Below are 26,820 nucleotides of genomic sequence, written 5' to 3' on the forward strand. Positions count from 1 at the left end.
CCAATGAAATATTTCATCATTATTAATTTACATGCGGGTGGTGATAATGCCAAGAAAGTATGGCCAGCTATTCAAAGGCAGCTGGCCGCTTCGCATGCGGATTATCAAACACTGTACACCGCCTACCCTAACCATGCGATTGAACTGTCCGAACAGATTCTCGATGAGCTTGATACCACTAGTCCAGCTGATGCCGTGCTGATTGCTGCTGGCGGCGATGGCACCCTTCACGAAACACTCTTGGGGTGTCAGCGATACTACCAAGCCCATCCCCACGACCATCAAGTGCCAACTGCCTTTCTACCAGTGGGTTCGGGAAACGACTTCGCCCGCGGATTGAAGATCCCCTTAAAGTGGGAAAACGCGCTCGCTGACATTTTAAGTGGCGCAACTTCCAAGATCATCAACGTGGGTCACTATGTTGACCTCGATCATCATTTGGAAGGCTTCTTTACCAACAATCTGGGGATCGGCTTTGACGCGACCGTTGTTCACCTGGCAAATAAATCTTCATTAAAAACCCACCAATTCTTCGGGAAGTTTTCATACATGGCGGCTATATTAAACGTCATCATCCATTTTCAAGGATTCCACGCCGAAATCCAACCAGCAAATGTGCCTGAAGTGACATTTGATAACGTATTTTTATTAACCACAACAGATATTCCTTATTTTGGGGGTGGCATCAACATCGTGCCCACTGCATCAGTATTTGATGACCATCTTGATTTGGTCGTAGTCGAAAAACCGAGCCTTTGGCAATTGATTTTATTTATATCTATGATATTTTTAAAGAGGCACTTACGACTTAAATTTATTCATCATTATCATGAAAAAGAGCTGTTTATCAAAACAAATGGTAATCGGCTAGGTCAAATTGATGGTGAAGAGCTTGGTGCGCGGTCCTATAATCTGAAGCTCAACACGATCAAATATCCGTTTTGGGTCCGATAAGTTTCAGTATCGCGAAAAACTAACGACGAGGTAATTCTATGTATTCAACCAGCTCCCTTTTATTCCAATCATTAACAGCAGTTGCTCTGGGTGACGCGCTTGGATACCCGATTCAACACGATACACGTCCAAATCCCTTCGATGACCCAATTCATGAGATGGTCGAACACCGGACAAATCAAATTCCAGCCGGCACGTGGTCTGATGATACCTCTCTGTCAATTGCCTCTTTGGTTAGTTTAACCTTTGGATATAACCTGTATGACCTGATGACCCGTTATTCGCAATGGTATCATTTCGGTGATTACACCCCCTTCAACAACGCATATGATGTGGATAATACCTCAAAAGCCGCAATTGAACGCTTCGATAAGGGAACCACGCCGGTCCTATGCGGCGGCACACTCGATTCTGATAATGACAACACCGCGCTTAAGCGACTGATGCCATTGGCGTTTTACATTTTAACAAAGAACCAACAGTACACATTCAATGAAACCGTCGCCGATATAATTCATGACTACACTGCCACGACCAACCGAACCCCCAAAACTTTTATTGGCTCTGGGATTTTGACCAATGTCATTATTCGATTGATTCAAAATCCGAATAAATACGCCATGCTGAGAGCGGTTAAGGAAGCACTGGACTATTACCGTTCAAAAGATCAGTACGCCGCTCAGGTGCCGTTTTTTGAGCAATTAGAGGAGTCTCACTTCCTGCGACAGTCAAGCACCAAACTAAGGCCATCAAGTGACGTGATTGCGACCCTCAACGCCGTTTTTTGGTGCCTAATGAATTCGGAACAATATAACGTTGCCGTGTCAAAAGCGGTCAATCTTGGCAGTAATGCGGATACTATCGGCTCGATTACTTCGATGCTGGCATCGCTGCTGTTTGCGCCGGTGACCTTTCCTGAAAACTGGCTGTCAAAATTACAGGGAAGAAATCAGATGAAGATTGCGGTGTCTGTGGCCTTACTATCAGACAACTTCTAAAGCCGGTTGGCTGTTCACGGACCACACTCCCCCATAAAACACGAAAACTTCAATTGAACGCCAAATAAGGCAGATAACGATGAGTGTCTTCACCGCTACCTGCCTTATTTTTGCGTTCAGTGGAACACGTGATGATAAAAAGAAGGTGAGACAAAAATAGTTGTCGCCTCACCCGTCCTTGATCATTTCGACTATCATCTTACTGAAACGTGGGAATTAAAGCAGTTTCCGGCCATATAAGCCAGCAATCTGAATATCCAAAACCCCGGATATTCAGATTGCTGGCTTATATTCTGGAAACTAACCGCTTTAAGTCCCACTCTAAAAAAACGGCACCGTCCTTAGACGATCCCGTTAACACACAATCTAGTCTTCAGAAGCATCCATTGCTTCTAAGATCATGTTGAGCTGCATACATTCTTGATTCAAATGCGTCATTTCGTTTCCAAACTGTGGTGTGATTACTTCAGTAGAACTCGTATTCACTGGGGTAGACTTGATTTTGTCCGCTTCTTCAGACTTTAATTGATCAAGCTTCGAGGATGCCTTTTGGTATTCTCTCAGAATTTCTAACTTATTACTCATAGCTATAAACTCCTTTGAACATTGAATTTGAATTTCAATTTATCAACACTGGATTCTAACACGGGAATGTTATCAATTTTTTAACATTTCCTGCTAACGTCTGGATATACTACCAGATAAAATCCAAGAAAGCAACACCCAGCCAGAAAACACTTCTCTCACCAAAGTTAAACTAATGATTTGGATAATATTAATTGTATTCTGCTTTAATTTCTTCTGCTGTTGGAATGGAAGGTAAAGCCCCCAAACGTTGGACGGTAAGGGAAGACGCCTTTTGGGCGTAAATCAGAGCTTCTTCAATATTTGTCAAATCTTTATCAATTTGCGAACTAAAAGCCCCAATAAAAGTATCCCCGGCTGCGGTTGTATCCTGAGCCTTTACTTTGAAGGCGGGTACAAATCCGCTGCCGGTTGGGGTATGGTAATAAGCTCCCCGATCGCCTACCGTAATAATTAAATTCTCAATGCCCATCTCACTGAATTTAGCAGCATTTTGATCCATTGAATCAGTATCGTTGACTTTGATACCCGTCAATGTGGCACTTTCAGTTTCGTTCGGAACAATCAAATCAGTCACTTCAAGTAACCCATAGATAATTTTGGAGGCTGGGGCGGGATTTAGAATCGTGGTAACGCCATGCTGTTTCGCCAGCTTGAACGCTTCGTAAGTAACTTCTTGAGGCGTTTCAAATTCGGAAATCAAAACATCGGCACTTTCGATGAGTGCTTGGCTTTCAGCAATCATTTCGGTTTTCATCGCTTGATTAGCGCCCCCATAAACCATGATACTGTTTTGGCCTTGACTGTCCAAAAGAATGACCGCAGATCCAGTCCCCTCATCTTGACTAATGCCCACGTGAGCTGTATTAATGCCATCAAGTTTTAAGGCATCAATCATAAAAACGCCGTTTGAGTCATCGCCCACTTGACCAATGAAACTGGTTGTTGCACCAGAACGGGCAGCCGCAACCGCTTGATTGGCACCTTTACCACCCGCTGAGTTAGTTTTACTTTTGGCACTAATCGTTTCCCCCGGCTTTGGCATCTGGTCAATGTGCAATGTTGTATCAACGTTTAGACTTCCAAGCACAACCACTTTATTTGTCATAATAAGCTCCTCTAAATCCCTTAGTATAGTGTGTTAAAACCTTTAACTAAATTCTATCAAATTTTCTCAAATTTAACAACTACTCCCTTTATTTAATTGCTTGAACACTCTGTCGTTCCACTAAAGATACCGGCAGTGAAACCTGCTGGATTGGCTCGCTGTGATTTTCGATTCGCTTGATGATCATTTGAGCCGCGTTGATTCCCATTTCAAAAGCAGGCTGGTGAATGGTGGTCAATTTGGGCGAAACATACTCACCCAAATCAATATCATCATAGCCAACAACTGAAATGTCGGTCGGAATCTTTAAACCGGCTTCCTCAAGCCCACGATAAACACCAATAGCGACTTCGTCATTAATCCCAAAGATGGCACTTGGATCGGTGGCTAAGGCAGCTTTGGTGGCCAAATAGCCGCCCTTCTTGGTCATGTCTGTTGTTACAATTCGGTTGGTCGGAATTGGTGTCCCGTTAGCTTGATAAGTCGCCAGGAATCCCTGTAATCGTTCCTGCAAATTAAGCGTTGGCTTGGTGGCACAAATGACCGCCACATCTCTATGGCCATTCTTGATCAGGTAGTCGGCTAGCAGCGCACCGCCCTTTTGGTTATTAGCATCGACCCGGTCGCCTTTAACCACGGGTGCCTGGTCAATCAAAAGATAGGGAATCCCGTTTTGATTTAAAATATTATCAATGTAATTAATATCAGACACCGCTGAAGCGATTATCATGCCGTCTGCGGCCCTTCTAACGGATTCAAAGAGATAGTGTGTCTCCTGGGATTGGCTGTTGTTAGAACCGAAAATAAGGGGCACATAATCCTGCTTAATTGCCTCTGACTCAATTCCAAGCAAAAATCGACTAAAAAACGGGTTATTGATGTTCGGGATGATCACACCAATTGTTCGACCGCTTTTACGAATGAGACTTTGCGCATTAAAATCAGGAACGTAGCCCATTTCCTTCTGTAATTGCTTCACTTTTTCGACGGTTTTGCTGCTGAAACGGGCCGCTTTGCCATTAAGGATTTGTGAAACCGTTGTCACTGAAACTTGGGCACGGGCAGCCAAATCAGTAATTGTCACTTTCTTTGTCATAATTATTCTCCATTCACAGACAAATGTCTTTAGTTAAATTATACCAAATAAAAAGCATTAAACCGGTTTAATCCCAATTTAATGCTTATTTTAAACAAGCTATTTGCAGTTTAGCAATTATTCTTTAACGATTTTATCAATTTGCGCTAATTCATCTGAAGTAAAGTCAAGATTCTCCAATGCTTTTAGATTGTCTTCCAAATGATTAATCTTAGAAGCACCAGTAACCACACTGGCAACCGTTGGATCATGCAAAAGCCAAGCCAACGACATCTGAGCCAGATTTTGATTACGATTCTTGGCCATGTCATTGAGTTCATTTAACTTCTTAACCAACTCATCTTTGCCATGCTTAATCACAAATTCATTACTCCAATGAATTTTGACATCATCATCCATCCCGTTTAGATATTTGTCAGTCAGCAAGCCTTCAGCCAGTGGCCCATATGCAACCAATGCCTTGTTGTTTTGACTAAGGGTCTTCAACAAGCCATCGGCTTCGATACCGCGGTTAAGCATATTATACGATGCCTGGTTGACAACAAACGGCGTATGGAATTCCTTGAAGTACTTAATAATTTCGGCGGTTTGGGCTGCGTTATAGTTAGAAATCCCAATGTAAAGGGCTTTTCCGGAGCGGACAATTTCATCGAGCGCTTCGGCAGTTTCTTCAAGACTGGTATTGGGATCGAACCGGTGGCTGTAATAGATGTCCACATAATCCAGGCCCATGCGTTTTAAACTGCCGTCAAGGGCGTTGACCAACGTTTTCTTTGAAGAGAAGTTACCATAAGGGCCAGGCCACATATTAAATCCTGCTTTAGTGGTGATGACCAATTCATCACGGTACGGCTTAAGGTTGGCACGATACACTTCACCAAACATCCGCTCGGCAGCGCCGGCACTCGGACCGTAATTATAAGCATTATCAAAACTAAAGATTCCTAAATCAAAGGCCTTCAAAATGACTTTTTCACTGTCGCCATAGTTGGCGTCATCGCCAAAACTATGCCACAATCCGAATGATAGTGCCGGCAGTTGGAGCCCAGAATTTCCTGCTCTGCGTACCACTGCGTTTTCATAACGATCGTCATTTGCCTTATACATAAATTAAACCACCTCGTAAAATATTTTATCTTCCAAACAGCTTACCAACGGATTTGTGATTGTGAATCAAATTAATGGCCTCACCAAATAATTGACCCACAGAGACAACCTCCAATTTTTCAAATTGATCAGCTTTTGAAATACTAATTGAATCTGTCACAATAACTTTTTTGATTGGTGAATCCTGAAGCCGCTGTTGGGCATCCCCTGAAAAGACGGCATGAGTCGCAATCGCAAAGACGTCGGTTGTGCCAGCCTTCTTTAAAGTTTCAGCCGCAATCGTGAGTTTAAATGCGGTATCGATCATGTCATCGACGATAATCGCCCGCTTACCTTTAACACTGCCAATAACTGATTCGGGAACCGTCGTAGCGTCTTCAGGCGATCGGTTGTCAATGATGGCAATTGGGGCACTCAAAAGTTCGGCGAATTTTCGGGCCCGCGAAACCCCCGTATGGTCTGGGGAAACAACGACCACATCGGAACTCTTATGTGTTTTGACAAAGTAGTCTGCCAGCAGGGTATCCGCCTTCAAATGATCAACAGGAATGTTAAAGAATCCCTGGATCTGGTCAGCATGCAGATCAAGCGCAACGACCCGGTCAACGCCATCCATCTCTAAGAAAGAAGCGACTAATTTGGCAGTGATCGGCTCTCTGGAGCGGGCCTTTCTGTCGGCACGTGAATAACCGTAATAAGGGATCACCACGTTAATTGACTTGGCACTTGCTCGACGAACCGCATCAACCATAATCAATAACTCCATCAGATTAGAATTAACGGGATCAGAAACGGACTGAATAATATAAACCTCATCACCCCGAATGCTTTCGTCAACACTAATTTTGATTTCATCATCACTAAACTTTTCAACTGTTGATTTACCAAGGGGCACACCGACTGCTTTACTGATTTTCTCAGCCAAATGGCGGTTGGAATTCAAAGAAAATAATTTAAGATTGGGATGCGTTTTTGATTCGGCCATGATTTCCTCCAAGTATTCTTCTTTACCTATTTATCTAAATTCTACCATAACTTTGGCCTGAACTTGCTAAGAATTCACTGGTGAACTACTCGGCCATGAATGACCGAGCTTCTGGGAACACCGCTGACTTGCATCATCGTGTAAACGCGCTGATGTAGCGGTTACGGCTATTGACCAGGGCCCATTCCGGGCCTAATTGTTTAGTTTACGCGGTTAAAATATTTTTGGCCGCGTTAATATCCCGATCGTGATGCATATGGCATTGAGGGCACGTCCACTCACGAATTTCTAGTGAATGTTGCCCATCGTCATAGTCACAATGAGAACAGATTTGACTGGTTTTATATGGACTAACGATTCGCAACTCTTTGCCATACCAGGCGCATTTATACTCTAATTGGAGTCGCAGTTTTCGCCAGCTTTGATTGGCAATCGCTCTGACAAGCTTGTGATTTCTTATCAGATTTTTGGCTTTCAAATCCTCGATTTTAATCACGTCATAGTTCGTCACCAGTTGCTTAGTTAGTTGCTGGAGATAGTTATTCCGCTGGTTAGCGATTTTCTCATTGTACTTAGCCACCATGGTTTTTGCCTTTTGGTAGTTTTTAAAATCCGCTAAGGTTCTGGGTTCAAGAACTTGATTATGGCGATCCCAAGCAATTTCTTTTTCCGCCAACCGTCGGCGGCGGGCAAGCTTCCTTTCCCAATGGCGCTTCCTATCAGCCATGAGTTTATCAAACCGCACAGTAGGATACTTCTCGCCATCACTGGTAATCATCAGGTCAGAAACCCCCAGATCAATCCCAACTGATTGATTGGTTTTATCAAGTTGTTTAATATCAGTATCAAGCAGTAAAATTGCATAGAACTTCTTAGTTGCTGATAATCGAATCGTCGCACTTTTAATCTTACCAGAAATTTTCCGGCCACATTTATATCGCACGACCCCCAATTTAGGAAGCCTTAAGTAACTGCTATCAATCATTCGAATCCCCATCTTAGATTGGTAACTTTGCTTCGGATATTTCCGAGACTTAAACTTTGGAAATCCCTTGTGATTCCTAAAAAATCGCTTGTACGCCTCCATCAGGTCATGATTTGTCGACTGTAAGCTCGTGCTCTCAGCTTCTTTCAACCAAGGGTATTGTATTTTTAGTGCCGGAAGTAGATTATTCAGCGCAAACGCATTTAAAAATGGTGCCTGGGGGTTATTTTCATGACGTTGAATCATCATGGTCAACATTTGATTCCAGACAAACAGGTTATAGCCAAAGTTGAGTTTAATTTTGAGCTGCTGTTCAGCGTTGGGGTAGATGCGTAACTTAACCCCTTTGAGAACCATGATGGCGCCCCCCCCTTACCATTGTTATGATTAAATTATACATAACTGTATCGTTACAAGGGAAGGGGAACATTCAGATAATTAAGCATGAACGAACCAATGACTATGATTTTAATTTTCATTTAGTTTGAGTCGCCAAATACCACAAAGCCATCTTCACTACCCCTGAAAGGGTTAATAGTTTGAAACGAATTCTGCGAGAGATTGCCAGCCGCATGGGGTCGAGCTTCAAAAACTGGAGGTGATGCCTAACCACGTGCACCTGATGATTAGTTTCCCCACGAAAATGACGCCGGCTTCGGTTGTAAAGTCATTTAAAGGGGGTTCGGCACGTCAGTGGTTCAGCCAATTTCCGGAAACCAAGCAACAATTATAGAGTGGCCATTTATGGACTCCCAGTTACTTTATGAGTACCTTAGGCAATGTGTCCAAAGAAGTGGTTGCCCAATACATTAATTCCCAATTGGCTTAATACAATGGCGGGCGCCCAAGACATTGATTCATCTCAGCATTAAAATACCTTTTCTCAACTGGCGCCGCTTATAAACCTACGCCTTTAGAAAGTCTCGGGGATTGACATCTCCCATGCCAATCATCGGATCAATTAAGTTTTGGTTGATCACTTCCATCGTCAAATGATCGGGCAAATTTTTAACGTCATCCTCATCCACACCTTGTTCAGCCTGAGAGTTACTGGTGGCCCCTTTTTCACCGGCGTCTAAATCCGTTTGAATCCCAATTTGATCCACCAGTCGTTTGACCAAACTGGTTTGGCGGTTAACCGAAACATTTCTGACGCATTGTTCGAAGGCCTCTTTTTCACCCAGCAGAATCAAGAAGTCGCTGGCACGGGTCACCGCGGTATACAGCAGGTTACGCTGAAGCATCCGCGAAAATTGGCGAACGATTGGCAGGATCACCATTTTAAACTCACTACCCTGCGCCTTATGAATCGAAGTACAGTAGGCCAGGGTAAATTGGGTCCATTCATTCTTCTCATAGGTGACTTCGGTTTCATCAAAATCAATCGTAATTTTATTGGGAATTTTCTGTCCTTTTGGGGCTTCCATTGAGACGATGATCCCAATATCACCATTAAAAACGTTGTTCTCAGGATTATTCACCAGCTGCAGAACTTTGTCGCCAATTCGATACGTATGCTCCCTGATCGTAACTGACTTTTTACCCGTGGCATCCCCCTGCCAGACGTTTTGAACCACGTCATTTAACCGGTCAATGCCGGCTCGACCTCGGTACATCGGTGCCAGGACCTGAACATCCATCAAGCCAAAATCTTTTTGCTTGGCACGCTTAGTCACTTGTTCGATGACCGACGAAATCTGATATTCGTTGCACGGGATGAACGAACGGTCCGCTTGATTCTGAGTAAAACTATCGGACAGTTCTCCCCGATGAATATCATGAGCCAACTGAATAATCGATGACCCCTTCTCCTGGCGGTAAATGGTATTCAACTGCATGGCGGGAATCTGCTTTGAGACCAACAAATCATGAAATACTTGGCCCGGCCCCACTGAAGGTAATTGATCCTGGTCCCCGACCAAAACCACCTGCATATGATTGGGAATTGCTCGAACCAATGACCTGAACAGGTAAGTATCCACCATTGACATCTCATCAATGATTAACAGGGCACCCTCAATATCGTTGGTTCCAGTAGTGTCATTAGATTCGCGCCCGTTCAAGCCAAGCAGTCGGTGAATCGTACTGGCAGGCAGACCAGTCGATTCGGTCATGTGTTTAGCAGCTCGACCAGTTGGCGCGGCCAGGACAATTGGAAACGGCTTGTTTTTATAGGAATTGATATCCAGTGAATACTCGTGCAGCCGCGCATAAGTGTTGACAATCCCATTGATAATCGTCGTTTTTCCAGTTCCCGGGCCACCCGTTAAAATAAAGGCCGGTGACTGAATGGCTTGAACAATGGCGGCCACTTGGGAATCATCATAATTAATATCGAATTGTTTTTCAACAACTCGCAGCTGCTTTTTAATGGCGGCTTCTTTGAGCTGATCTTCATCATCCTTATTCTTGATCACCCGGTTTAAATGGTCGGCGATTTGGACTTCGGCATTATAAAGCCGGGTCAAATAAATTCGGTCTTCTTCACCAACGACTTTACCTTCTTTAGCCAGTTGGACCAGACTTTCGGCCAACTTTTTCCCGGGGATTTGCTGCTGGGAATTACCTTCCAATACGCTGGCTGCAGTCTTAATGAGTGGTCCAGTTGTGGTATAGGTATCCCCATTTTGAAGGCATAACTCATCAATCGCATACATCAACCCTGCGCGAATCCGTTCATTAGAATCCGGGACAATCCCTAATCGAAGGGCGATGGCATCGGCTTTTTTGAAACTGATACCGTCAATGTCCTCAACTAATTGGTAAGGATTATTAGAAATAATTCTCAACGCATCTTCATGATATTTTTGGTAAATAGCAGAAGCAATCGAGCTGGAAAACCCATAGCTGTTTAATCCAACAATCACCTTTTCCAAGTTATCATCGGCGTTAAGGTTCTCAATGATTGCCGCACGCAGTTTAGCACTGATGGGAACATCGTCCAGGACACGATTATCCGCGGTAATCTTTTCAATTGCATCATCACCGAGAACCTCCACCACCCGTTCTGCTGTTTTCTTGCCAATTCCTGGAAACTGGTCGCCAGATAAATATTTGACGACCCCTTCTTTGGTGGTTGCGATCACACTGGTGTAGTTGATGGCCTGGAATTGCTTGCCATAGCGGGGATGGTCGACCAGCTTGCCGGTGAAATGATAGCTGTTTTCTTCAACCAAATCGCCAAAGTTCCCAGTAACGACGATTTCATCTTCTGGCCAATTGACATTCGTTTCCGTAATCTCAACCAGGACGACTTTGTAAAAACTGTCGTTGCTCGAAAAGAAGATCGCCTTCAATCGACCATCAACATATTGCGGTTCGTGATTATTCTGTTCTGAGCCAAATAAATCCATTGAATGGTCCAAGACGGTCCTCCTTGCTCCTGATGACAATTACTTTTTCGGCTTGTCTTTGTTGATTTGGATAACTTTTTCAATATCTTTCAATTTTTGCTGACCCTTTTCAAAATAATCGGGGTCTTCGTGTTTGGCTTTTGCAAAGTAGTTTTCAAAGTCTTCGCCATTCACCATGGCAACCAAGCCGCGATTGAAGTTGGCTTTACCGTTTTCGGGTTCCGTTTTTAACACAATATCGTAGAAGTCCCCCGCCTGGGCAAAATTGCCAAGGGCCAAAAGATTGTCACCGATCATTTGATTCACGTCCGGATCATCATGTCGAGCGCTTTGAGCCGATAAAGCAAAAACCATCGCCCGCTTGTTGTCACCTTTGGCCATATAGCTTTGGGCAAGCATGATATAAGATTCTGCCTGAAGCTTTTTGTCGTCGATTTCTTGAAAGAGTTTGATGGCTTTATCATATTCGGCTGCTGCATAGTAGACATTCCCAAGACCAAATTTCAGGGTGTCTTGAACATCTGCGCCGGACTTGTCAAATAAACCGAGTGCTTTCATCAATAGCTCTTCAGCCTGTTCATAGTCTTTAGCTTCAACCAAAAATGCTGCCAGGTCATAGTAGTTGTGATAGTTGGTTGGGTCACGATCGACTTTTTCAACCAACTTGTGGATTGCCGCTTTGGCCTTTGCTTCCTCAGCCTCGCGCTTCTTGGTATATTTACGTTGATTTTCCTGATTTTTTGCTTGTAATTTTTTAATTTTATCTGAATTATTTGCCATATTGTCACCTATACCAAATCTGTCGGGTCTAATTGTTTGTTCAAATAACTGGTGTTGTTCCAATCAATCAATTGATAGGACTGCCCCTGATCATTGCTTTCCAAAATGGTCGTGCTGGTGTTCGCCAAACCTCCACGTTTTCGTAAATCCGGGAGTCCCACTCCCAGCAAGGCGTTGATTTCTGCATTGAGCGCGGCGCCATGACTGACGATCATCACATTTTGATCCGGATATGCCCTAACGATCGCGGTGATTGCCGGGGTCATCCGGTTGATGACATCCAGGTAGCTCTCCCCACCAATCGCCTTTGGATCATATAAATCAGGATGGTTACGAAAGTCTTCGAACTCCTCAGGGTAGGCAAGCTCCACGTCAGCAAACTTTTGGCCTTCCATTTTGCCCAGGTGAAATTCTTCCAACCGGGACAGCAGTGAAATATCTGGATGACTTTTTAGTTTGCGGCCAATTCGGGCTGCCGTCACCCGGGCACGTTTGATGGGACTGGCGTAAATATGGGCAAAATTGATTTTCTGAAAATGTTTGCCTAACAAATCCATTTCAGTATAACTCTGAGCCAGCAGCGGAGAATCGCCACCCGCGCCCTGATAACGGCTTTCAAGATTCCATTCAGTTTTTCCATGACGGACAAAGTACAACTTAGTCAAATGACATTCCTCCAAACTGCTGTTAGCTTCTTACATTATGACAGGAAACCGGTTTGATTTCAAAACTGAAAACAAAATTCATCTTTGATTATTTGACAAATTGTGTACAATGTTCTTGGAGGTGTTCTTAATGATAACGATTCACTTAACTGATCCTATCCGCAGCTTACTTTGTGAGCGGCGCTTCAAAAACAAAACCCTGTTACTCATCACTGATGATGGTGGCGGAAAATATTCGCTCAAAGGGGGTGCCTGCACAATTGGTGCCAACTTCAGCATGATTATTTTAGATAAACCGGATGCCGACTATCCCGTCCGATTAGTTAATCATGCTGGAATCCCCTTATTCACCTCGAACTATGATCTGACATTCCTAGGCAATGGTTTGAAACTCGATTATCAAAACCATAGCATTCGCTTAAGTGATGATTCTGGTCTCCTCGATGGCGCGGTTCAAATAACCAACGGAGCCGATGTCATCACCGCGTTTCAAAATGGGCTGACGCCTGATCAAGCAGGTTGTTAAGGAAGTTTGACGTGTAACGAGGACTGGGAGATGCTGTTTACGTTCGGCCAATATAAAAAAAGGTTGGAACCTAATCCTTTGCATTTGTGATGGTGACTTTGATCACCACTTCTATCTTGCAAAAAGCTGGGACAAACGGCAGATTCCTGCCATTTAACGAGAAAAGACAACCATTCCAAAACCAGGAATGGTTGTCTTTTCTCGTTAAACTCTGGGATCTAAACGCCTATTGCCCCCAGTCTCATATTTTTAAACATACTGCAATTCCTCAGCCTGCTTATAAGCGGCATCAATAATTGCAGAGCCTAAGCATTCGTCACCATCATAGAAAACAACGGCTTGTCCGGGCGTGATTGCACGAACCGGTGCGTCAAAATCAACGCGGACCGACTGGCCGTCATCACTGATGTGAACGGTCACGCCGGTATCCTTTTGACGATAACGGAACTTGGCAGTGCAGTGGAAGTCCTTACCGCGGTCGAGGTTATTAACCCAGTGAATGTCTGAAGCCTCAAGATAATCAGCATACAACAATGGATTGTGGTAACCCTTGCCGACGTATAAGATGTTCCGCTTTAAATCTTTGCCGACAACGAACCAGGGCTGGTTATCAACGCCATCGCCACCGATTCCAAGTCCACGACGCTGGCCGATTGTGTAATACATCAAGCCATCGTGTTGCCCCTTAACCTCACCGTCAACGGTCATCATCTTACCAGGTGTTGCTGGTAGATAATGGCCTAAGAAGTTCTTGAAGTTCTTCTCACCAATGAAGCAAATCCCAACGGAGTCCTTCTTGTCGGCCGTTGCCAAGCCAGCTTCGCGCGCAATCTTTCGCACATCAGGCTTAACCATGTTGCCAATGGGAAACATTACCCGGTCAAGCTGGTCAGCTGACAGCTGGCTCAAGAAGTAGGTCTGATCCTTGTTGCCATCAGATGCCCGCAACAGGTGATTGTGACCATCAGCATCACGGGTTAATTGAGCGTAATGCCCAGTTGCAATGTAATCGGCACCCAACTCCAAAGCATAGTCTAAGAAGGCTTTGAACTTGATTTCCTTATTACAAATAACGTCAGGATCGGGTGTTCTGCCCTTTTTATACTCGTCCAAGAAGTAAGTGAACACGCGGTCCCAATACTCCTTCTCAAAGTTAACAGAATAATATGGGATGCCGATCTTGTTAGCGACTTTAGCAACGTCTTTATAGTCTTCGGTTGCAGTACATACGCCGTTTTCATCAGTATCATCCCAGTTCTTCATGAAAACGCCAATCACATCGTATCCTTGTTGTTTAAGTAAATAGGCGACGACTGAGGAGTCGACACCACCACTCATTCCAACAACAACACGTGTTTGACTGTTGTCTTGCATAAAACCACCATCATTTCAATTAGATTCTGGAGAATCCACGAGTTGAAGGTCGTAATTTCCAGTAAAACTAATATTAACTCATTCTTGAAATGAATGCTACTTTTTGTAAGTAAAATTATTGTCCAAGAAAAGTTGCTATCAATTTTTGGACGGCTTGATTGTCTTCCGGGTGGCCGATGGTAACTCGCAGCCAACCCTGGCGTAAACCGTTCCGAAGTAAATAACCATTTTCCAACAAATAGTCATGAAGCGCATTAGCATCCCCACCCTTCACTTGGAAGAAAATAAAGTTGGTTGCCGAATCATAAAACGGCAAACATGCTTTGATCAAGAAATGTTCCCATTTTTTTCGTTCAGCAATCACTTTTTTGACGGTGCTGTCAACAAACGACTGATCCTTAAATGCGGCCGTCGCAGCAATTTCCGCAAAAGTGCTCAGATTATAGGGCAATCTGGCTGCTTGCAGATAGCCGATTAATGGGTCTGAGCAAACGGCAAATCCCACCCGAAAATTCGCTAAGCCGTATGCTTTGGAAAATGTCCGCAAGACGACCAGGTTCTTGAATTCTTTGGTCAATTGAATCACTGAATCGTGAATGCCGCCGGTAAAGTCAATGTAGGCTTCATCGACAATCACCGTGACTGATTCAGAAACAGCTGCCACAAATGCCCGGATTGCATCGGCCTCCAGAAAAGTTCCGGTCGGATTGTTGGGATTACAAATCCAGATCATTTTTGTCTTGGCGTTGATTGATCGCGCCATTGCTTTTAAATCAATCCGGCCGGAGTCATCCAACCCAACTGACCTAATTTCGGCACCCTCAATTTCTGCGTGCAACGCATATTCTGAGAAAGTGGGTGCGGGATCCAAGACTTCATCGCCAGGCTCAAGGATCACCCGGGAGAGTAGTTCAATTATTTCATCGAGGCCATTTCCAAAGATCAGCTTGTCGGCATTGATATCAAAGTGAGAAGCAATAATAGCCCGCAGCTCATCGGCGTTGCTGTCCGGATACAGGTTGGCATCGCGATAGTGCCATTTGTCCAGTGCCTTGGCCACATCGGCTGAGGTGCCATAGGCGTTTTCGTTGGCGGACAATCGAACTAACTTATCCAGCTCCTTTTGCTTCTTCAACTGTTCCAAAGTGAGTTCAGGAACGTATGGTTTCAGATGTTTAACGGCTTCTTTGACCATTCCTACCACTCCTTAATTTGTTTACGATCCTTGGTAATACTTTTTTTGCCTTCACGGCTGGCAAGCTCCTGTTTGATCTGATCGGGGGTAATCCCACGTTCAGCCATTAGGACTTCAACGTGGTAGGCCAAATCGGCAACTTCTAAAATAAAGTCGGTATCGGATGGATTTTTGGCGGCAACCACCACCTCGGTCGCTTCTTCACCGACTTTTTTCAGAATCTTGTCCAGACCCTTGGTAAATAAATAATCGGTGTATGAGCCCTTCTCGGGGTTGCTTTTGCGTTCCAGAATTAATTGATAAAGTTCGTCTAAATCTTGCATATTATTCCTCCTTGGTTGTTTCCGGTAAAATGGTTCGGTAAAAGCAGCTGGTGTGCCCAGTGTGACAGGCCGGTCCAGCCGGAATCACTTTCATTAGTAAAGTATCCTCATCACAGTCGATGTCGATTGACACAATGGCTTGGGTGTTCCCACTGGTTTCGCCCTTGTGCCACAATTCTTGGCGACTTCGGGACCAAAACCAAGTTTGTCTGGTTTGCATGCTCAAATTGAAACTTTCTTCATTAACATAGGCCATCATTAACACTTGTTGGGTATTGTTATCAATCACGATCGTTGGCACCAGGCCGTCTGAATATTTATCAAAATCAGGTTTCATCGCACAATCACCCCATCTTTGCGTAAATCAGCTTTTACTTCCGAAATCGTCAACTCACCGAAGTGAAAGACCGAAGCGGCTAAGGCACCATCCACATCTGCTTGGTCAAAAACTTCAACAAAGTCGCCCAACTGACCACAGCCGCCAGAAGCAATCACCGGTACGTTCACGGCAGCGGTTAGTTGCTTGTAAAGCTGAATATCGTAGCCACTTTTAGTGCCGTCTTTATCCATACTGGTTACCAAAAGTTCCCCGGCACCCAATGCAACGCCTTTTTTCGCCCACTCAATGGCGTTCAAATTGGTTTGCTGACGGCCACCATTGACATAAACATCATACTGCCGACGCGCTGAATTCCATTTGGCATCAATCGCCAACACAACGCATTGAACGCCAAACTTTTCAGCCCCGGCGGTGATTACTTCGGGGTTACTGACGGCCGCCGAGTTGATGGCTGTCTTGTCGGCGCCGGCTTTCAGCAGGTTCTGCATATCGTCGACGCTGTGGATGCCACCGCCAACCGTCAGTGGCATAAAGACTTGGCTGGCCACTTTTCTAATGGTTTCAGCCATCGCCTTGCGCTTCTCATTCGTTGCCGTGATGTCCAAAAACACCAGCTCATCGGCCCCTTGTTGTTGATAGGCCGCGGCAATCTCGACTGGATCCCCCACGTATTGTAAATTGACGAAATTGACGCCCTTCTTGACTCGGCCGTGGTCAACATCCAAACAAGGAATAATGCGTTTAGCTAACATTGGCATTCACCTCCGCCAGAACAGTGAGTGGTAAATCGCCCGTTGCCATTGCCTTACCAACAATTGCGGCTTTAATTCCGGAAAATCCCAAATCATTCAGATCAGAAACGTTACGAATCCCACCGGAAGCCACCACAGTAACTTGGGGGAATTGGGTCTGCAGGCGACTGAGCTGAGCAGTATTGGGACCCATCATCGTCCCATCCCGGTAAATGTCGGTTACCACAAAGGTATTGACACCAAAAGCCACCATTGATGCCATCAATTCACCCATTTCCACGGAACTTTGTTCGAGCCAGCCCGAAACGGCGACCCGACCGTCTTTACCATCAATGCCAACGACGATTTGATCAGCACCAAACTGTGCGATGGCTTGCTGAACCAGTTTGGGGTTGTTCAGAGCTGCTGACCCGAGAATGACCCGGTTAACCCCGGATGTCAGGTAGGTGTTGATTTGGGAAAGCGATCGAATACCGCCGCCAACTTCAACCTTGAGATCAGTTTGTGCGCAAATTTGTTCAATCAACGAGCGGTTCACCGGCCGACCTGATTTGGCACCATCCAAGTCAACGAGATGTAAATTCTTCAAACCGGCAGAATCGATTGCCACTGCCTGTTGTAGCGGCGACTTGCTAATCACGGTAGTTTGTTGAAAGTCTCCCTGATAAAGTCGGACGCTTTGCTGATTTTTTAAATCAATTGCGGGAATAATCTGCATTTTCTACCATCTCCTTGAATTTTGACAGACCATTTAAACCAACCGCCCCACTCTTTTCAGGGTGAAACTGAAATCCAATGACGTTATCTTTGCGAACAATGCTTGGAATCTGGACACCATAATCGACTGTCGAGACAATACTTTCAGAAGTGGTTTTAACATAGTAGGAATGAACAAAATAACTAAATTGCTCATCAAACCCATCACCAAGCGGGTCGACTTTCCGGGACCGGTTTTGATCCCATCCCATGTGAGGCACCTTGACGCCCAAATCTTCGGGAATCGGGACCACTTCACCGGCAATTAGTCCCAGCCCGGTGGATTCACCGAATTCATAACTTGTATCAAACAAAATCTGCATTCCCAGACAAATTCCTAAAATTGGGATCCCTGCATCGGCTGCCTGTTGGATCACTGGAGCCAGGCCACGTTCATTCAAAGAATCCATCGCTTTTTTAAATGCCCCAACACCAGGCAGGATCAACCCATCAGCCATTAAAATCTCATTTGGATCAGCAGATAATTGGTTGGGAACCCCTAAGAAATCCAGTGCGTTCTTAACGTTACGAGTATTGCCAGTATCATAATCAATGATTGTGATCATTAGATGACCCCCTTAGTCGACGGAATCCCCTTGATTTCTGGATTAATGGTCACAGCTGCTCGCAGGGATCTGCCCAGCGCTTTGAAGAGTGTTTCAATTTTGTGGTGGGTATTTCTGCCATATAAGACTTCAGCGTGAAGATTCAGTTCTGCGTTGAACGCGAATGCTTGAAAGAAGTCTTCGGTGACTTCGGTATCGTAGCCGCCCAAATGATCGTTGGCAAATTCGGCTTTAAACACCAGGTAAGACCGGCCGGATAAATCAATCACCACTCGACTCAGCGTTTCATCAAGTGGGATCAACGCAGATCCAAACCGTTCAATGTCGGCTTTATCACCTAATGCTTGTTTAAGTGCCAATCCCAACGTCTTCTGTCGTATGATTTGGGTCAACATCTAAATCGCCTTTTGCCTTGACTACCAACCCGAAGCGGCCATGACGGGCAAATGCATCGAGCATATGATTGAAGAAACCAATTCCAGTATCAATTTGAATCTTTGAATAGTCGTCCAAGTTGAGGCTTAATTCAATTTGGGTTTCATTTGTATTGCGAGCAATTGTTGCTGTTCTCATTTCACTCACTCCTAATTAATTTTGATCGGCTCATTTGGTCGTTGGCATTGGCAAGACTGGTAATCAAGTTTTTGATTTCGGATTGGTATTGGCGCAGTGCCAGTCGGTTAACAACGACTTTGGTGTTAACCGGAGTCAATTTCGCAAAGACTTGGAGGTTGTTTTCTCGCAGGGTATTGCCGGTTTCGACAATATCGACGATCGCGTCGGCCAACCCAATCAATGGTGCCAATTCAACTGACCCTTCAATTTTGATAATTTCAACGTCTTCACCAATTCCCTGGAAATACCGTTTGGTGATATTCGGATATTTGGTGGCAATAATTTTTCGCCGGTGAGCCTGGGGATTAAAATCCTTGGTCGATGCCAGGACGAACCGGCACTTCCCGACGTTAAGATACAACATTGGGTATTGGAAATTTTCCTGTTCAGCTAAGATGTCACTGCCGACAATCCCAATTTGAACCGAGCCGCTGTTAAGGTAAGTAAGGACATCAGGCCCCTTAACCAGGATAATTTCATAGCGTGGATCCTCATCGAAAATCAACCGCCGCTGCTTGTTTCGAATGCCCTGGCAGTCAATTCCGGCCGCTTCAAGTAGTGGAACCACTTGATCTTCGGTCCTACCTTTGGTAAGCGCAATTTTAAGACGTTCCATCATTTTTCAACTGCTTTTGTTAAATTAATGAGTTGACTGTTGGTGCTGGCTGCCAGCCGCTTGGCAGCTTCAAAATCATCGGTCAAACACAAAGTGGCATTGGCGAACTTGGTCAAAGTCGCTTCTGCTTCCTGCCACTGGTCATCATCAAAAAAGATCAGAGTATTCGGCGTCTCATCCGGGAAGCTGGTCCGTTCGACCAAGGCATCAACGTCAAATGCCACCCCGACGGCAGACGTTTTGACATTTTGGAAATTGGTTAATAAGTCATCGTAGCGACCACCGCTGAACAAATAGTCTGAGGATTTATCGGTAAAGCCGCGAAAGGCCATACCAGTGTAATAGCTTTGTGGTGAGGGAATGCTTAGGTCAAGCGTGACATTGGCCGTAGGGAATAACTGGCGGATGAAAGTTGCCGTCTCTTTTAACTGATCGATGATGCCTGCGAGTGCCGTCATATCAGGCAATGTGTCAACGACTTTCATCACCTGGTTAAAATCGCCAAATAGCCAAGGCCACTCATTGATGAATGGAAAAAATGAGGTTTGGGCCAATGGTTGTGAGAGCTGGTTATACTTGCTGAGATCCTTGGTGAATAGTGCCTGCTTCAAACTGGTTTTCGTAGGTTCCGGTAAGTCCAGACGCTCCATCAGCACATCGACAAATTTAGCGTGGCTGAGCTCAATCGTGACATTTTCGATTCCCATGTCACGACAACCGGCTAAAGCGACTTCCAGGCATTCCCAATCAGCCTTCAAGCCTTTGTAACCAACAATTTCGATGCCAGCCTGAGTTAACTGGTTGTAACTCCCCGATAACTGTTTTTTCACTCGGAAAACATCGCCGCTGTAGTACCATTTGACTGGCAGCTCAATACCGGTCGTACTCATGACCCGGGCAACCGGGAGCGTCAAATCCGGCCGTAAAACAAGTGGTTCACCCTGCTCGTCTAATAATTGGTAAGGCCGATAATTCTCGGCACTCAACGGTTGAAAAACATCTGAATATTCTAAAACCGGTGTCGTTAACTTTCGAAATCCTCGTTTTCGAAATCCCTGGAAAAGTTTATTTTCAATTGTTTCCTTAACCTCAGCCTCCGTGCCAAATTCGTCGCGGGTACCGCTTGGTAAGTTTTATTTTTCATAACTGTCACTTCCTATTTCAATAAAAAAAGTCCCCGAAAACTGTATTCAGTCTTCGAGAACGCCTTAAAGTCGTGGTTCCACCTCAATTTGCCGCTACCTCACAGTAGCCGGCCTTACGTTGCCAATATCTAGTCATCCTCTGATAACAGATACGGTAACCCTGATAACGCTAAACATGCGAACCGGTCTACTTGATTCAACCGGTTAGTTCATAGATGTGTGTTCGCCAGCGTCAAATGTGCCTTCTCAGCATCGGCACTCTCTTTTAAATGACAACTGGTTACTTTTTCTAATCAAAACTTTATTATATTAACCTTTGCTTTGTTTAATTTCATATACTATCACCAAACGACCGATTGTCAAGCAGTTTATTCAACTAACGAGACAACGCCATTGTAACCCTGCCCTACTTCAGCAATACTGTGGGCGTCACTGCCGTATACAAATGGGATTTGTAACGCTTTTGCCATCTGAATGATTGAATATGTTGGATACTGCTCATTACAATAGGGCTTGTACAAGCCCGCAGCATTCAAATCCAGTTCACGATGCTGATGGCTAATCGACTCCAGGAGGGTCTCAACCAGCCGCAGATTATCCATCGAAAAGTGGCGGTCCAAGCCAAAATAATCTTGGAACTTTTTGATCAAAGTCATGTGACCAATGCGCTTAGGTGTGTATTGCCCCAAGTCAGCGTTAACGGACGCTAAGACTGCTTGAAAATAGTTTTCGTATAGGTCTTGGAAGTCCGGATACCGACTCAACAGCCCAATTTGGAAGTCTTCAAGGGTGTCATCCACGCACCAAAATTTGTCATTTTTTCCTTGCATGAAATGAACCGACAAGATATTGTCAGTTGTCCGCGGACCGTATTCATTCAAAAAGTCGCGGGTCCAGTCGACAAAATCAGGTAAGAAGTCGACTTCAAAACCAATATTAATTTTAATTTGGTCAGCGTATTTGGCCTTCATTCGGTTAACTTTTTGAAAAAAAGCATCCAAATCGCCGGCAGCCATTGACGCCTCAGTCAGCCCGGTTGTCTTCCCAGCGTATTGCTTAGCCAGCCCATCTGGTAACGGAGCGTGTTCAGTAATACTGTATTCTTGAAAACCTAACTTGATGGCTTTTTGAATCATCAATTCAACATCGTCCCCGCTGCCATGGGGACAAAATTCTGTGTGCGTATGGCCTTCTCGTTTGAGCACAATGACCTTCCTTTCGTGGACAATCAACTGACTTCACCACACCCGATCATTGGTAAACGGTAGTCAAAACACGCAGGGGGATGGGACCTAACCCTTTTGCGTTGTTAATGGCAACTTTGATCACCACTTCTATCTTGCCAAAAGCTGCAACGACGGCCAGCATCGCTTGCCTAGCCTACGTGGCAAACGGCAGGGATCTAAATGCCTATTGTCCCAGTCTGACTTTTTCGATGCCATCATTTGTTGATCGGTTAAACCTCGACTTTTTGAATCCAGCCTTCTGGAGCTTCAACGTCCCCAAACTGAATACCAGTTAGTTCATTGTAAAGTTTCTTAGTAATCGGTGCGACTTCCGTTTCACTATAAAAGACATGCAGCTGGTCTTTGTATTCAATCCCGCCGATTGGTGCAATCACCGCGGCAGTTCCCATGGCGCCGGCTTCCTTGAATCGGTCAAGGTCATCGATGAAGACATCGCCTTCAATGGCCGTTAACCCTAAGCGGTTTTCCGCCAGGTACAACAGCGAATATTTGGTAATACTTGGTAAAATTGAATCTGACTTTGGTGTCACAAATTCGTTGTCTGCAGTAATCCCAAAAAAGTTGGCTGAGCCTGCCTCTTCGATTTTGGTATGGGTTGCGGGATCCAAATAAATCACGTCCGAATAGCCAGCTTTGTGAGCTTGGTCCCCAGGCAGCAAACTGCCGCCGTAGTTGCCACCAACTTTACTCTGGCCGGTTCCATGAGGAGCTGCCCGATCGTAGTAAGAGGTTGTGAAATTAGTTGGTTTCAGACCACCCTTGTAGTAGGCACCAACTGGCATCGCAAAAATCGTGAAGATGTATTCATCAGCCGGATGAACACCAATGGTGCCACCGACGCCAATCATCAGAGGTCGTAAGTAGAGTGTTCCACCCGTTCCGTATGGCGGCACATAATCCGCGTTGGCCGCAACGACTTTTTTTACCGCCGCCACAAATTTATCTTCGGGAAATGCCGGCATCAATAAACGCGCACAGGATCGGGTCATCCGTTTGGCGTTTTGATCCGGTCTAAACAGGTTGATACTACCATCTTTTGTTCGATACGCCTTTAAGCCTTCGAAATCCGCCTGCCCATAATGAAGCCCGGTTGAGCCTTCACTGATGTGTAAGGTACCGTCTTCAGTGAGCTCGCCATCGTCCCATTTGCCGTTCTGATAATGGGCTAAGAAGCGATATGGTAAATCCATATAATCAAAGCCTAAGTTTTCCCAATCAATTTCTGTTGCCGGTTTTGCTTTTGCCATAGTGTCCCTCCTGAGGATATGTAGTAGTGAGTTGTCATCGGTCTAACCATTTTTTAATATTCTAATGTGTGTTAGAAAAAATGTAAAACACTTTCGAAGGGATTAAGTCGTCAAAAAAGTGAGACAAAAACATTGTTTGTCTCACCTGTCCTTTATGATTTTAAATGTTACCTTGCGGAAACGTGGGACATCAAGCAGCTTCCAGAATATAAACCGCGCTCTGGTGCGTTTGTAATGCTCTTTTGAGCTCCCTCCTGCTTTGAAAACACGCTCCGTCGACCCAGGGCCCGGCCACATAAACGAAAGCTTCCAACGATGAACAAAAGCCGTTCATCATTGGAAGCTTTCGCTTATGTTCTGGGCCCTAACCGGGTCTCGTCGCGCTCTCTTTTATTCAACTGGCACAACCCAGCCATATTTATCTTCAACATCACCTGATTGAATCCCAAATAATGTATCATAAAGCTTCTGAGTAACGGGGCCTGGTTCAGTTTCACTGTAAAAGACATGCTTTTTACCGTTGTTGGTTAACGAACCAACTGGCGAAATAACGGCAGCGGTTCCCATGGCACCGGCTTCTGTGTACTCATCCAAGTCATTGACATCGATGTTGGTTTCAGAAGGATCTAATCCTAAATCCTTAGCAATTTGAAGGATTGATTTCTTCGTGATTGACGGTAGGATTGAATGAGATTTTGGTGTATAGAACTTGCCATCCTTGCCAATGGCATAGAAGTTGGCGCCGCCAAATTCATCGACGTATTTATGTTGACGAGGATCCAAATAAAGTTCGCCGGCAAAACCATTATCTTTAGCTTCCTTAGCTGCTAACAAACTTCCAGCGTAATTGCCGGCAGTCTTCGCTTGGCCAGTTCCAGCGTAAGCAGCCCGGTCGTATTTGCTGACCATGTATGGCATTGGATGAAGCCCTTTAATGTAAGCACCAACTGGGGTCGCGTAGATATGGAACGTGTAAGTCGATGAGGGTGAAACCCCAACCAGTGGTTCGGTTCCAACCATGAATGGCCGAATGTAAAGCGAGCCGCCTGAACCATAAGGTGGCACAAAATCAGCATTTGCCTTAACAACTTCTTTAACCGCTTCAACAAATTTATCTTCAGGGTATTGTTCCATAACCAAGCGTTTAGCGGAATTATTAAAACGCTTTGCATTCATATCGGGACGGAAGAGTTGAATTTGGCCGTCCTTGGTCCGGTAAGCCTTCATCCCCTCAAAAACTTCCTGGCCATAATGCAAATCTTCAGCAGCTTCGTTGAAAGTTAATGTCGAATCGGTCGTTAAACCGCCATTTTGCCACTTGCCGTCCTTAAATTCCTCGTTATAACTGTACGGTAAATCACGATATGCAAATCCAAGATTGGTCCAATCTAAATCCTCTAACTTTTGTTTTGCCATGTATATGTGTCCTCCTTAAAATATTAATTAAGCAGGTGATAAGCGTTGTAACTAAGTATGGTTTCTACAATTCAGATATGTAAGAAATCATCGGACGAACATGAAACACACCTTGTTCATAAGATCATCACTTATTCGTTTATCATCATATCTTAATTATTATCTAATTTATCGCTTTTATGTGGAGGTGTCAATGTTAATCTTGAGAAAGACAGTGTGGCTCAATCAGCGGTTAGCTTCCAGAGTATAAGCGGGCTTAGTCAGATATCCAGGGCTTGGATATTTGGCCAAGCCCGCTTATACGGCCGGAAGCTGCTGATTGAGCCACCATTCAACTTAGTAGGCCAGACTGCAAAAGAGCCAGGACAAGGTATTGCTTTTGTCCTGGCTCTCTTGCATGAGGCGAATTATGTTTTTGTATGTGAGTGCTTATCGCATGTGATGATCTTGACTCGTACTTGGCTGAAAGGTGTTCCGGGTCCTATCCAGGTCTCTCACACAGAGGAGCACGTTTGTTATGCTCTTTTGTGCTCCCTTCAGCTTTTAAAATACGTTCCGCCTCACCCGTTGCTCGTCACACTCTTCTCTTAATTACATCCCGATCAATCAAATCATTAATAATAAATTGATATTGATCAACACTCGGTTGAGTGTCGGGATTATTGAAGATGTTGACTTTTTCCAGACCGTTTCCAGTGGTGATCGCCATTCTAAAACCACTCAAATCCTTATCAACCTTCATTTTGAATTTATAGTTGGCATTGTATGGCGACGTTGGGTCCAAGGACTTTTCCAGTGAAAAGACCCCCGTCTTGCCTTCGATAAACCCTAAATCACGCAGTGTGAACCGTTTAACGTTATCCCTCAGCTCATACACCGTATCATCACCGTTAACCTTACCTGTCTTTGAAAATGCCATTACATCTTTACCCCCTTAGTTTTGACCCGATTAACAATCTTGGTAATTGCATCTACCAACTTATCAAGGTCCTCAATTGAATTATACCGCCCAAAGCTGATTCTGATCGACTCGCTTATTCTTGGGCTGTCCTTGCCATACATCGCCACCAAAACGTGTGACGGCTCAATGCTGCCGGCTGTACATGCCGATCCACCGGAAACAGCAATTCCCGCCAAGTCTAGATTGGTCTGCATCACATAGGTTGAAATACCTTTAAGCCAGATATTAAACACGTGATTCAAATTATCCTCAGTGATGCGGCCGTTGACTTCAAACTCAACCCCGTTTTGGGTCAATTTATCCGCGATATAATGTTTAAATTTCAAATATTTTGCTTGTCGATGAGCCTTCTCTTCGGCCGTAATCGTTTCGACCGCCTTGGCAAATCCGGCAATTGCGGGAACGTTCTCGGTCCCGGCACGGCGCTTTTCCTCTTGATCACCGCCCTTAATCAAACTGGGGAAGTTAACCCCCTTACGACGGTAAAGAAAACCAATCATCTTGGGACCATTGATCTTGTGAGCCGATGTTGACAGCATGTCAATGTGATCACGTTGAACATCAATATCCAACAATCCGTATGCCTGAACGGCATCCGTATGGAACCAGGCTTGATGGTCCTTCAAGATTTCGCCGATTTCATGAATTGGCATCACTGAACCAACCTCGTTGTTCCCAGTCATAATTGAAACCAGGATCGTGTCATCGTCCAAAGCAGCCTTAAGGTCGTCTAAAGAGATGTTGCCATAGATGTCAACGGAGAGGTAGGTAACTCGAAAGCCCATTTTTTCAAGTGCTTCACAGGGCCTTAAAACGGCTTCGTGCTCAATGGCGGTCGTGATAATGTGATTACCAAGTGACTTGCGGGCAATGGCCGTTTGGGTGATTGCCGTATTGTCACTTTCAGAACCGCCGCTGGTAAAGACAATGTCATCTGGATCAGCGTTAATGCTTTTGGCAATCAGGTCCCGAGCATTTTCCATGACGGCTTTGGATTCTCTTCCCAGGCCATACAGGGTGGAAGCATTCCCGTAAAGATTCTTATATTTATCCATCAATTCCGTGTAAACCTCATCAGAAACCGGGGTCGTTGCGGCGTTATCGAGGTATATCTCTTTCATTATT

25 protein-coding genes, 3 pseudogenes and 1 other annotated feature are annotated in these 26,820 nt (G+C 44.8%); of the genes and pseudogenes, 4 read left to right on the top strand and 24 right to left on the bottom strand.

Annotation, left to right across the window (positions count from 1 at the left end; genetic code table 11):
• Positions 1-3: 3 nt before the first annotated feature.
• Together LPKJCM_RS03560 and LPKJCM_RS03565 are read left to right on the top strand one after the other, a co-directional pair.
• Positions 4-954, top strand: coding sequence for a diacylglycerol/lipid kinase family protein (locus LPKJCM_RS03560; RefSeq protein ID WP_057963008.1), 951 nt, complete (start codon positions 4-6; stop codon positions 952-954).
• Positions 955-992: 38 nt separating this feature from the next.
• Positions 993-1,952 carry an ADP-ribosylglycohydrolase family protein gene (locus tag LPKJCM_RS03565; RefSeq protein ID WP_057963009.1) on the top strand — a complete coding sequence of 320 codons (960 nt, stop codon included), beginning with the start codon at positions 993-995 and terminating at the stop codon, positions 1,950-1,952.
• Between the two features lie 366 nt (positions 1,953-2,318).
• On the opposite strand, the gene LPKJCM_RS03570 is transcribed toward LPKJCM_RS03565, so the two are convergent.
• The 6 genes from LPKJCM_RS03570 to LPKJCM_RS03595 all read right to left on the bottom strand — a co-directional run bounded on the left by LPKJCM_RS03570 (position 2,319) and on the right by LPKJCM_RS03595 (position 8,175).
• A complete protein-coding gene (locus LPKJCM_RS03570) occupies positions 2,319-2,537 on the bottom strand; it encodes a hypothetical protein (protein ID WP_057963010.1) in 219 nt (72 codons plus the stop codon).
• A 190-nt stretch (positions 2,538-2,727) separates the two neighbouring features.
• Positions 2,728-3,645 carry a ribokinase gene (gene rbsK / locus LPKJCM_RS03575; protein WP_057963011.1) on the bottom strand — a complete coding sequence of 306 codons (918 nt, stop codon included), beginning with the start codon at positions 3,643-3,645 and terminating at the stop codon, positions 2,728-2,730.
• An 88-nt stretch (positions 3,646-3,733) separates the two neighbouring features.
• Positions 3,734-4,741: a ribose utilization transcriptional repressor RbsR gene (rbsR, locus tag LPKJCM_RS03580; RefSeq protein ID WP_057963012.1), complete on the bottom strand. Its 1,008-nt coding sequence runs from the start codon at positions 4,739-4,741 to the stop codon at positions 3,734-3,736.
• Positions 4,742-4,858: 117 nt separating this feature from the next.
• Positions 4,859-5,848, bottom strand: coding sequence for an aldo/keto reductase (locus LPKJCM_RS03585; protein ID WP_057963013.1), 990 nt, complete (start codon positions 5,846-5,848; stop codon positions 4,859-4,861).
• Positions 5,849-5,873: 25 nt separating this feature from the next.
• The gene (locus tag LPKJCM_RS03590) at positions 5,874-6,833 is read right to left on the bottom strand and encodes a ribose-phosphate diphosphokinase (RefSeq protein WP_057963014.1); all 960 of its coding nucleotides are present in this window, start codon (positions 6,831-6,833) and stop codon (positions 5,874-5,876) included.
• A 205-nt stretch (positions 6,834-7,038) separates the two neighbouring features.
• Positions 7,039-8,175 carry an RNA-guided endonuclease TnpB family protein gene (locus tag LPKJCM_RS03595; protein WP_057963015.1) on the bottom strand — a complete coding sequence of 379 codons (1,137 nt, stop codon included), beginning with the start codon at positions 8,173-8,175 and terminating at the stop codon, positions 7,039-7,041.
• A gap of 26 nt (positions 8,176-8,201) precedes the next feature.
• Here LPKJCM_RS03595 and tnpA point away from each other — a divergent pair.
• Positions 8,202-8,647 (top strand): annotated as a pseudogene (gene tnpA / locus LPKJCM_RS03600) (IS200/IS605 family transposase).
• A gap of 76 nt (positions 8,648-8,723) precedes the next feature.
• Here the strand turns inward: tnpA and recD2 are convergent.
• Genes recD2 through LPKJCM_RS03615 form a run of 3 tightly spaced genes read right to left on the bottom strand, consistent with a single transcriptional unit; the run spans position 8,724 to position 12,616 of the window.
• Positions 8,724-11,183 (bottom strand): SF1B family DNA helicase RecD2, encoded by a 2,460-nt coding sequence (recD2, locus tag LPKJCM_RS03605; protein WP_087069543.1) that lies wholly within the window; start codon positions 11,181-11,183, stop codon positions 8,724-8,726.
• Between the two features lie 27 nt (positions 11,184-11,210).
• A complete protein-coding gene (locus LPKJCM_RS03610; protein ID WP_057963016.1) occupies positions 11,211-11,951 on the bottom strand; it encodes a tetratricopeptide repeat protein in 741 nt (246 codons plus the stop codon).
• Positions 11,952-11,959: 8 nt separating this feature from the next.
• Positions 11,960-12,616 carry a histidine phosphatase family protein gene (locus tag LPKJCM_RS03615; protein WP_057963017.1) on the bottom strand — a complete coding sequence of 219 codons (657 nt, stop codon included), beginning with the start codon at positions 12,614-12,616 and terminating at the stop codon, positions 11,960-11,962.
• 130 nt (positions 12,617-12,746) lie between these two features.
• Here LPKJCM_RS03615 and LPKJCM_RS03620 point away from each other — a divergent pair, with 130 nt between their 5' ends.
• Positions 12,747-13,142, top strand: coding sequence for an iron-sulfur cluster biosynthesis family protein (locus LPKJCM_RS03620; protein ID WP_057963018.1), 396 nt, complete (start codon positions 12,747-12,749; stop codon positions 13,140-13,142).
• Positions 13,143-13,391: 249 nt separating this feature from the next.
• On the opposite strand, the gene mnmA is transcribed toward LPKJCM_RS03620, so the two are convergent.
• From mnmA to LPKJCM_RS03700, 15 genes and pseudogenes are all read right to left on the bottom strand, one after another.
• Positions 13,392-14,516, bottom strand: coding sequence for a tRNA 2-thiouridine(34) synthase MnmA (gene mnmA, locus LPKJCM_RS03625; RefSeq protein ID WP_057963019.1), 1,125 nt, complete (start codon positions 14,514-14,516; stop codon positions 13,392-13,394).
• A gap of 115 nt (positions 14,517-14,631) precedes the next feature.
• Positions 14,632-15,711 carry a histidinol-phosphate transaminase gene (gene hisC / locus LPKJCM_RS03630; protein ID WP_057963020.1) on the bottom strand — a complete coding sequence of 360 codons (1,080 nt, stop codon included), beginning with the start codon at positions 15,709-15,711 and terminating at the stop codon, positions 14,632-14,634.
• Positions 15,712-15,713: 2 nt separating this feature from the next.
• On the bottom strand, positions 15,714-16,034 hold the full coding sequence (gene hisE, locus LPKJCM_RS03635; protein ID WP_057963021.1) for a phosphoribosyl-ATP diphosphatase: 321 nt from the start codon (positions 16,032-16,034) through the stop codon (positions 15,714-15,716).
• A 1-nt stretch (position 16,035) separates the two neighbouring features.
• Positions 16,036-16,371, bottom strand: a complete 336-nt coding sequence (gene hisI, locus LPKJCM_RS03640) for a phosphoribosyl-AMP cyclohydrolase (RefSeq protein WP_057963022.1) — start codon at positions 16,369-16,371, stop codon at positions 16,036-16,038.
• The gene (hisF, locus tag LPKJCM_RS03645; protein ID WP_057963023.1) at positions 16,368-17,126 is read right to left on the bottom strand and encodes an imidazole glycerol phosphate synthase subunit HisF; all 759 of its coding nucleotides are present in this window, start codon (positions 17,124-17,126) and stop codon (positions 16,368-16,370) included. The genes hisI and hisF overlap by 4 nt, the downstream gene beginning before the upstream one ends.
• On the bottom strand, positions 17,116-17,844 hold the full coding sequence (gene hisA, locus LPKJCM_RS03650) for a 1-(5-phosphoribosyl)-5-[(5-phosphoribosylamino)methylideneamino]imidazole-4-carboxamide isomerase (protein ID WP_057963024.1): 729 nt from the start codon (positions 17,842-17,844) through the stop codon (positions 17,116-17,118). Before hisA ends, hisF begins: the two co-directional genes overlap by 11 nt.
• Positions 17,822-18,448 (bottom strand): imidazole glycerol phosphate synthase subunit HisH, encoded by a 627-nt coding sequence (gene hisH / locus LPKJCM_RS03655; protein ID WP_057963025.1) that lies wholly within the window; start codon positions 18,446-18,448, stop codon positions 17,822-17,824. Before hisH ends, hisA begins: the two co-directional genes overlap by 23 nt.
• Positions 18,448-19,021 (bottom strand): annotated as a pseudogene (gene hisB, locus LPKJCM_RS03660) (imidazoleglycerol-phosphate dehydratase HisB). The gene hisH and the pseudogene hisB overlap by 1 nt, the downstream one beginning before the upstream one ends.
• A 1-nt stretch (position 19,022) precedes the next feature.
• On the bottom strand, positions 19,023-19,679 hold the full coding sequence (hisG, locus tag LPKJCM_RS03665) for an ATP phosphoribosyltransferase (RefSeq protein ID WP_057963066.1): 657 nt from the start codon (positions 19,677-19,679) through the stop codon (positions 19,023-19,025).
• A pseudogene (locus tag LPKJCM_RS03670) lies at positions 19,679-20,812 on the bottom strand (ATP phosphoribosyltransferase regulatory subunit); the annotation flags it as partial. The gene hisG and the pseudogene LPKJCM_RS03670, both read right to left, overlap by 1 nt.
• 63 nt (positions 20,813-20,875) lie before the next feature.
• Positions 20,876-21,130, bottom strand: a binding site (T-box leader).
• Positions 21,131-21,192: 62 nt separating this feature from the next.
• Complete coding sequence (hisJ, locus tag LPKJCM_RS03675; protein ID WP_057963026.1) at positions 21,193-22,029, bottom strand: histidinol-phosphatase HisJ; 837 nt, start codon at positions 22,027-22,029, stop codon at positions 21,193-21,195.
• 251 nt (positions 22,030-22,280) lie between these two features.
• On the bottom strand, positions 22,281-23,318 hold the full coding sequence (locus tag LPKJCM_RS03680; RefSeq protein ID WP_057963027.1) for a branched-chain amino acid aminotransferase: 1,038 nt from the start codon (positions 23,316-23,318) through the stop codon (positions 22,281-22,283).
• A 390-nt stretch (positions 23,319-23,708) separates the two neighbouring features.
• Complete coding sequence (locus LPKJCM_RS03685; RefSeq protein WP_057963028.1) at positions 23,709-24,734, bottom strand: branched-chain amino acid aminotransferase; 1,026 nt, start codon at positions 24,732-24,734, stop codon at positions 23,709-23,711.
• A 574-nt stretch (positions 24,735-25,308) separates the two neighbouring features.
• Positions 25,309-25,653, bottom strand: coding sequence for a DUF1831 domain-containing protein (locus LPKJCM_RS03695; protein ID WP_057963030.1), 345 nt, complete (start codon positions 25,651-25,653; stop codon positions 25,309-25,311).
• Positions 25,653-26,816: a cysteine desulfurase family protein gene (locus LPKJCM_RS03700; protein ID WP_057963031.1), complete on the bottom strand. Its 1,164-nt coding sequence runs from the start codon at positions 26,814-26,816 to the stop codon at positions 25,653-25,655. Before LPKJCM_RS03700 ends, LPKJCM_RS03695 begins: the two co-directional genes overlap by 1 nt.
• Positions 26,817-26,820: the final 4 nt, after the last annotated feature.

Origin of the sequence: Lentilactobacillus parakefiri, assembly GCF_002157585.1 — a bacterium.
In the GTDB taxonomy this organism is placed as follows: domain Bacteria; phylum Bacillota; class Bacilli; order Lactobacillales; family Lactobacillaceae; genus Lentilactobacillus; species Lentilactobacillus parakefiri.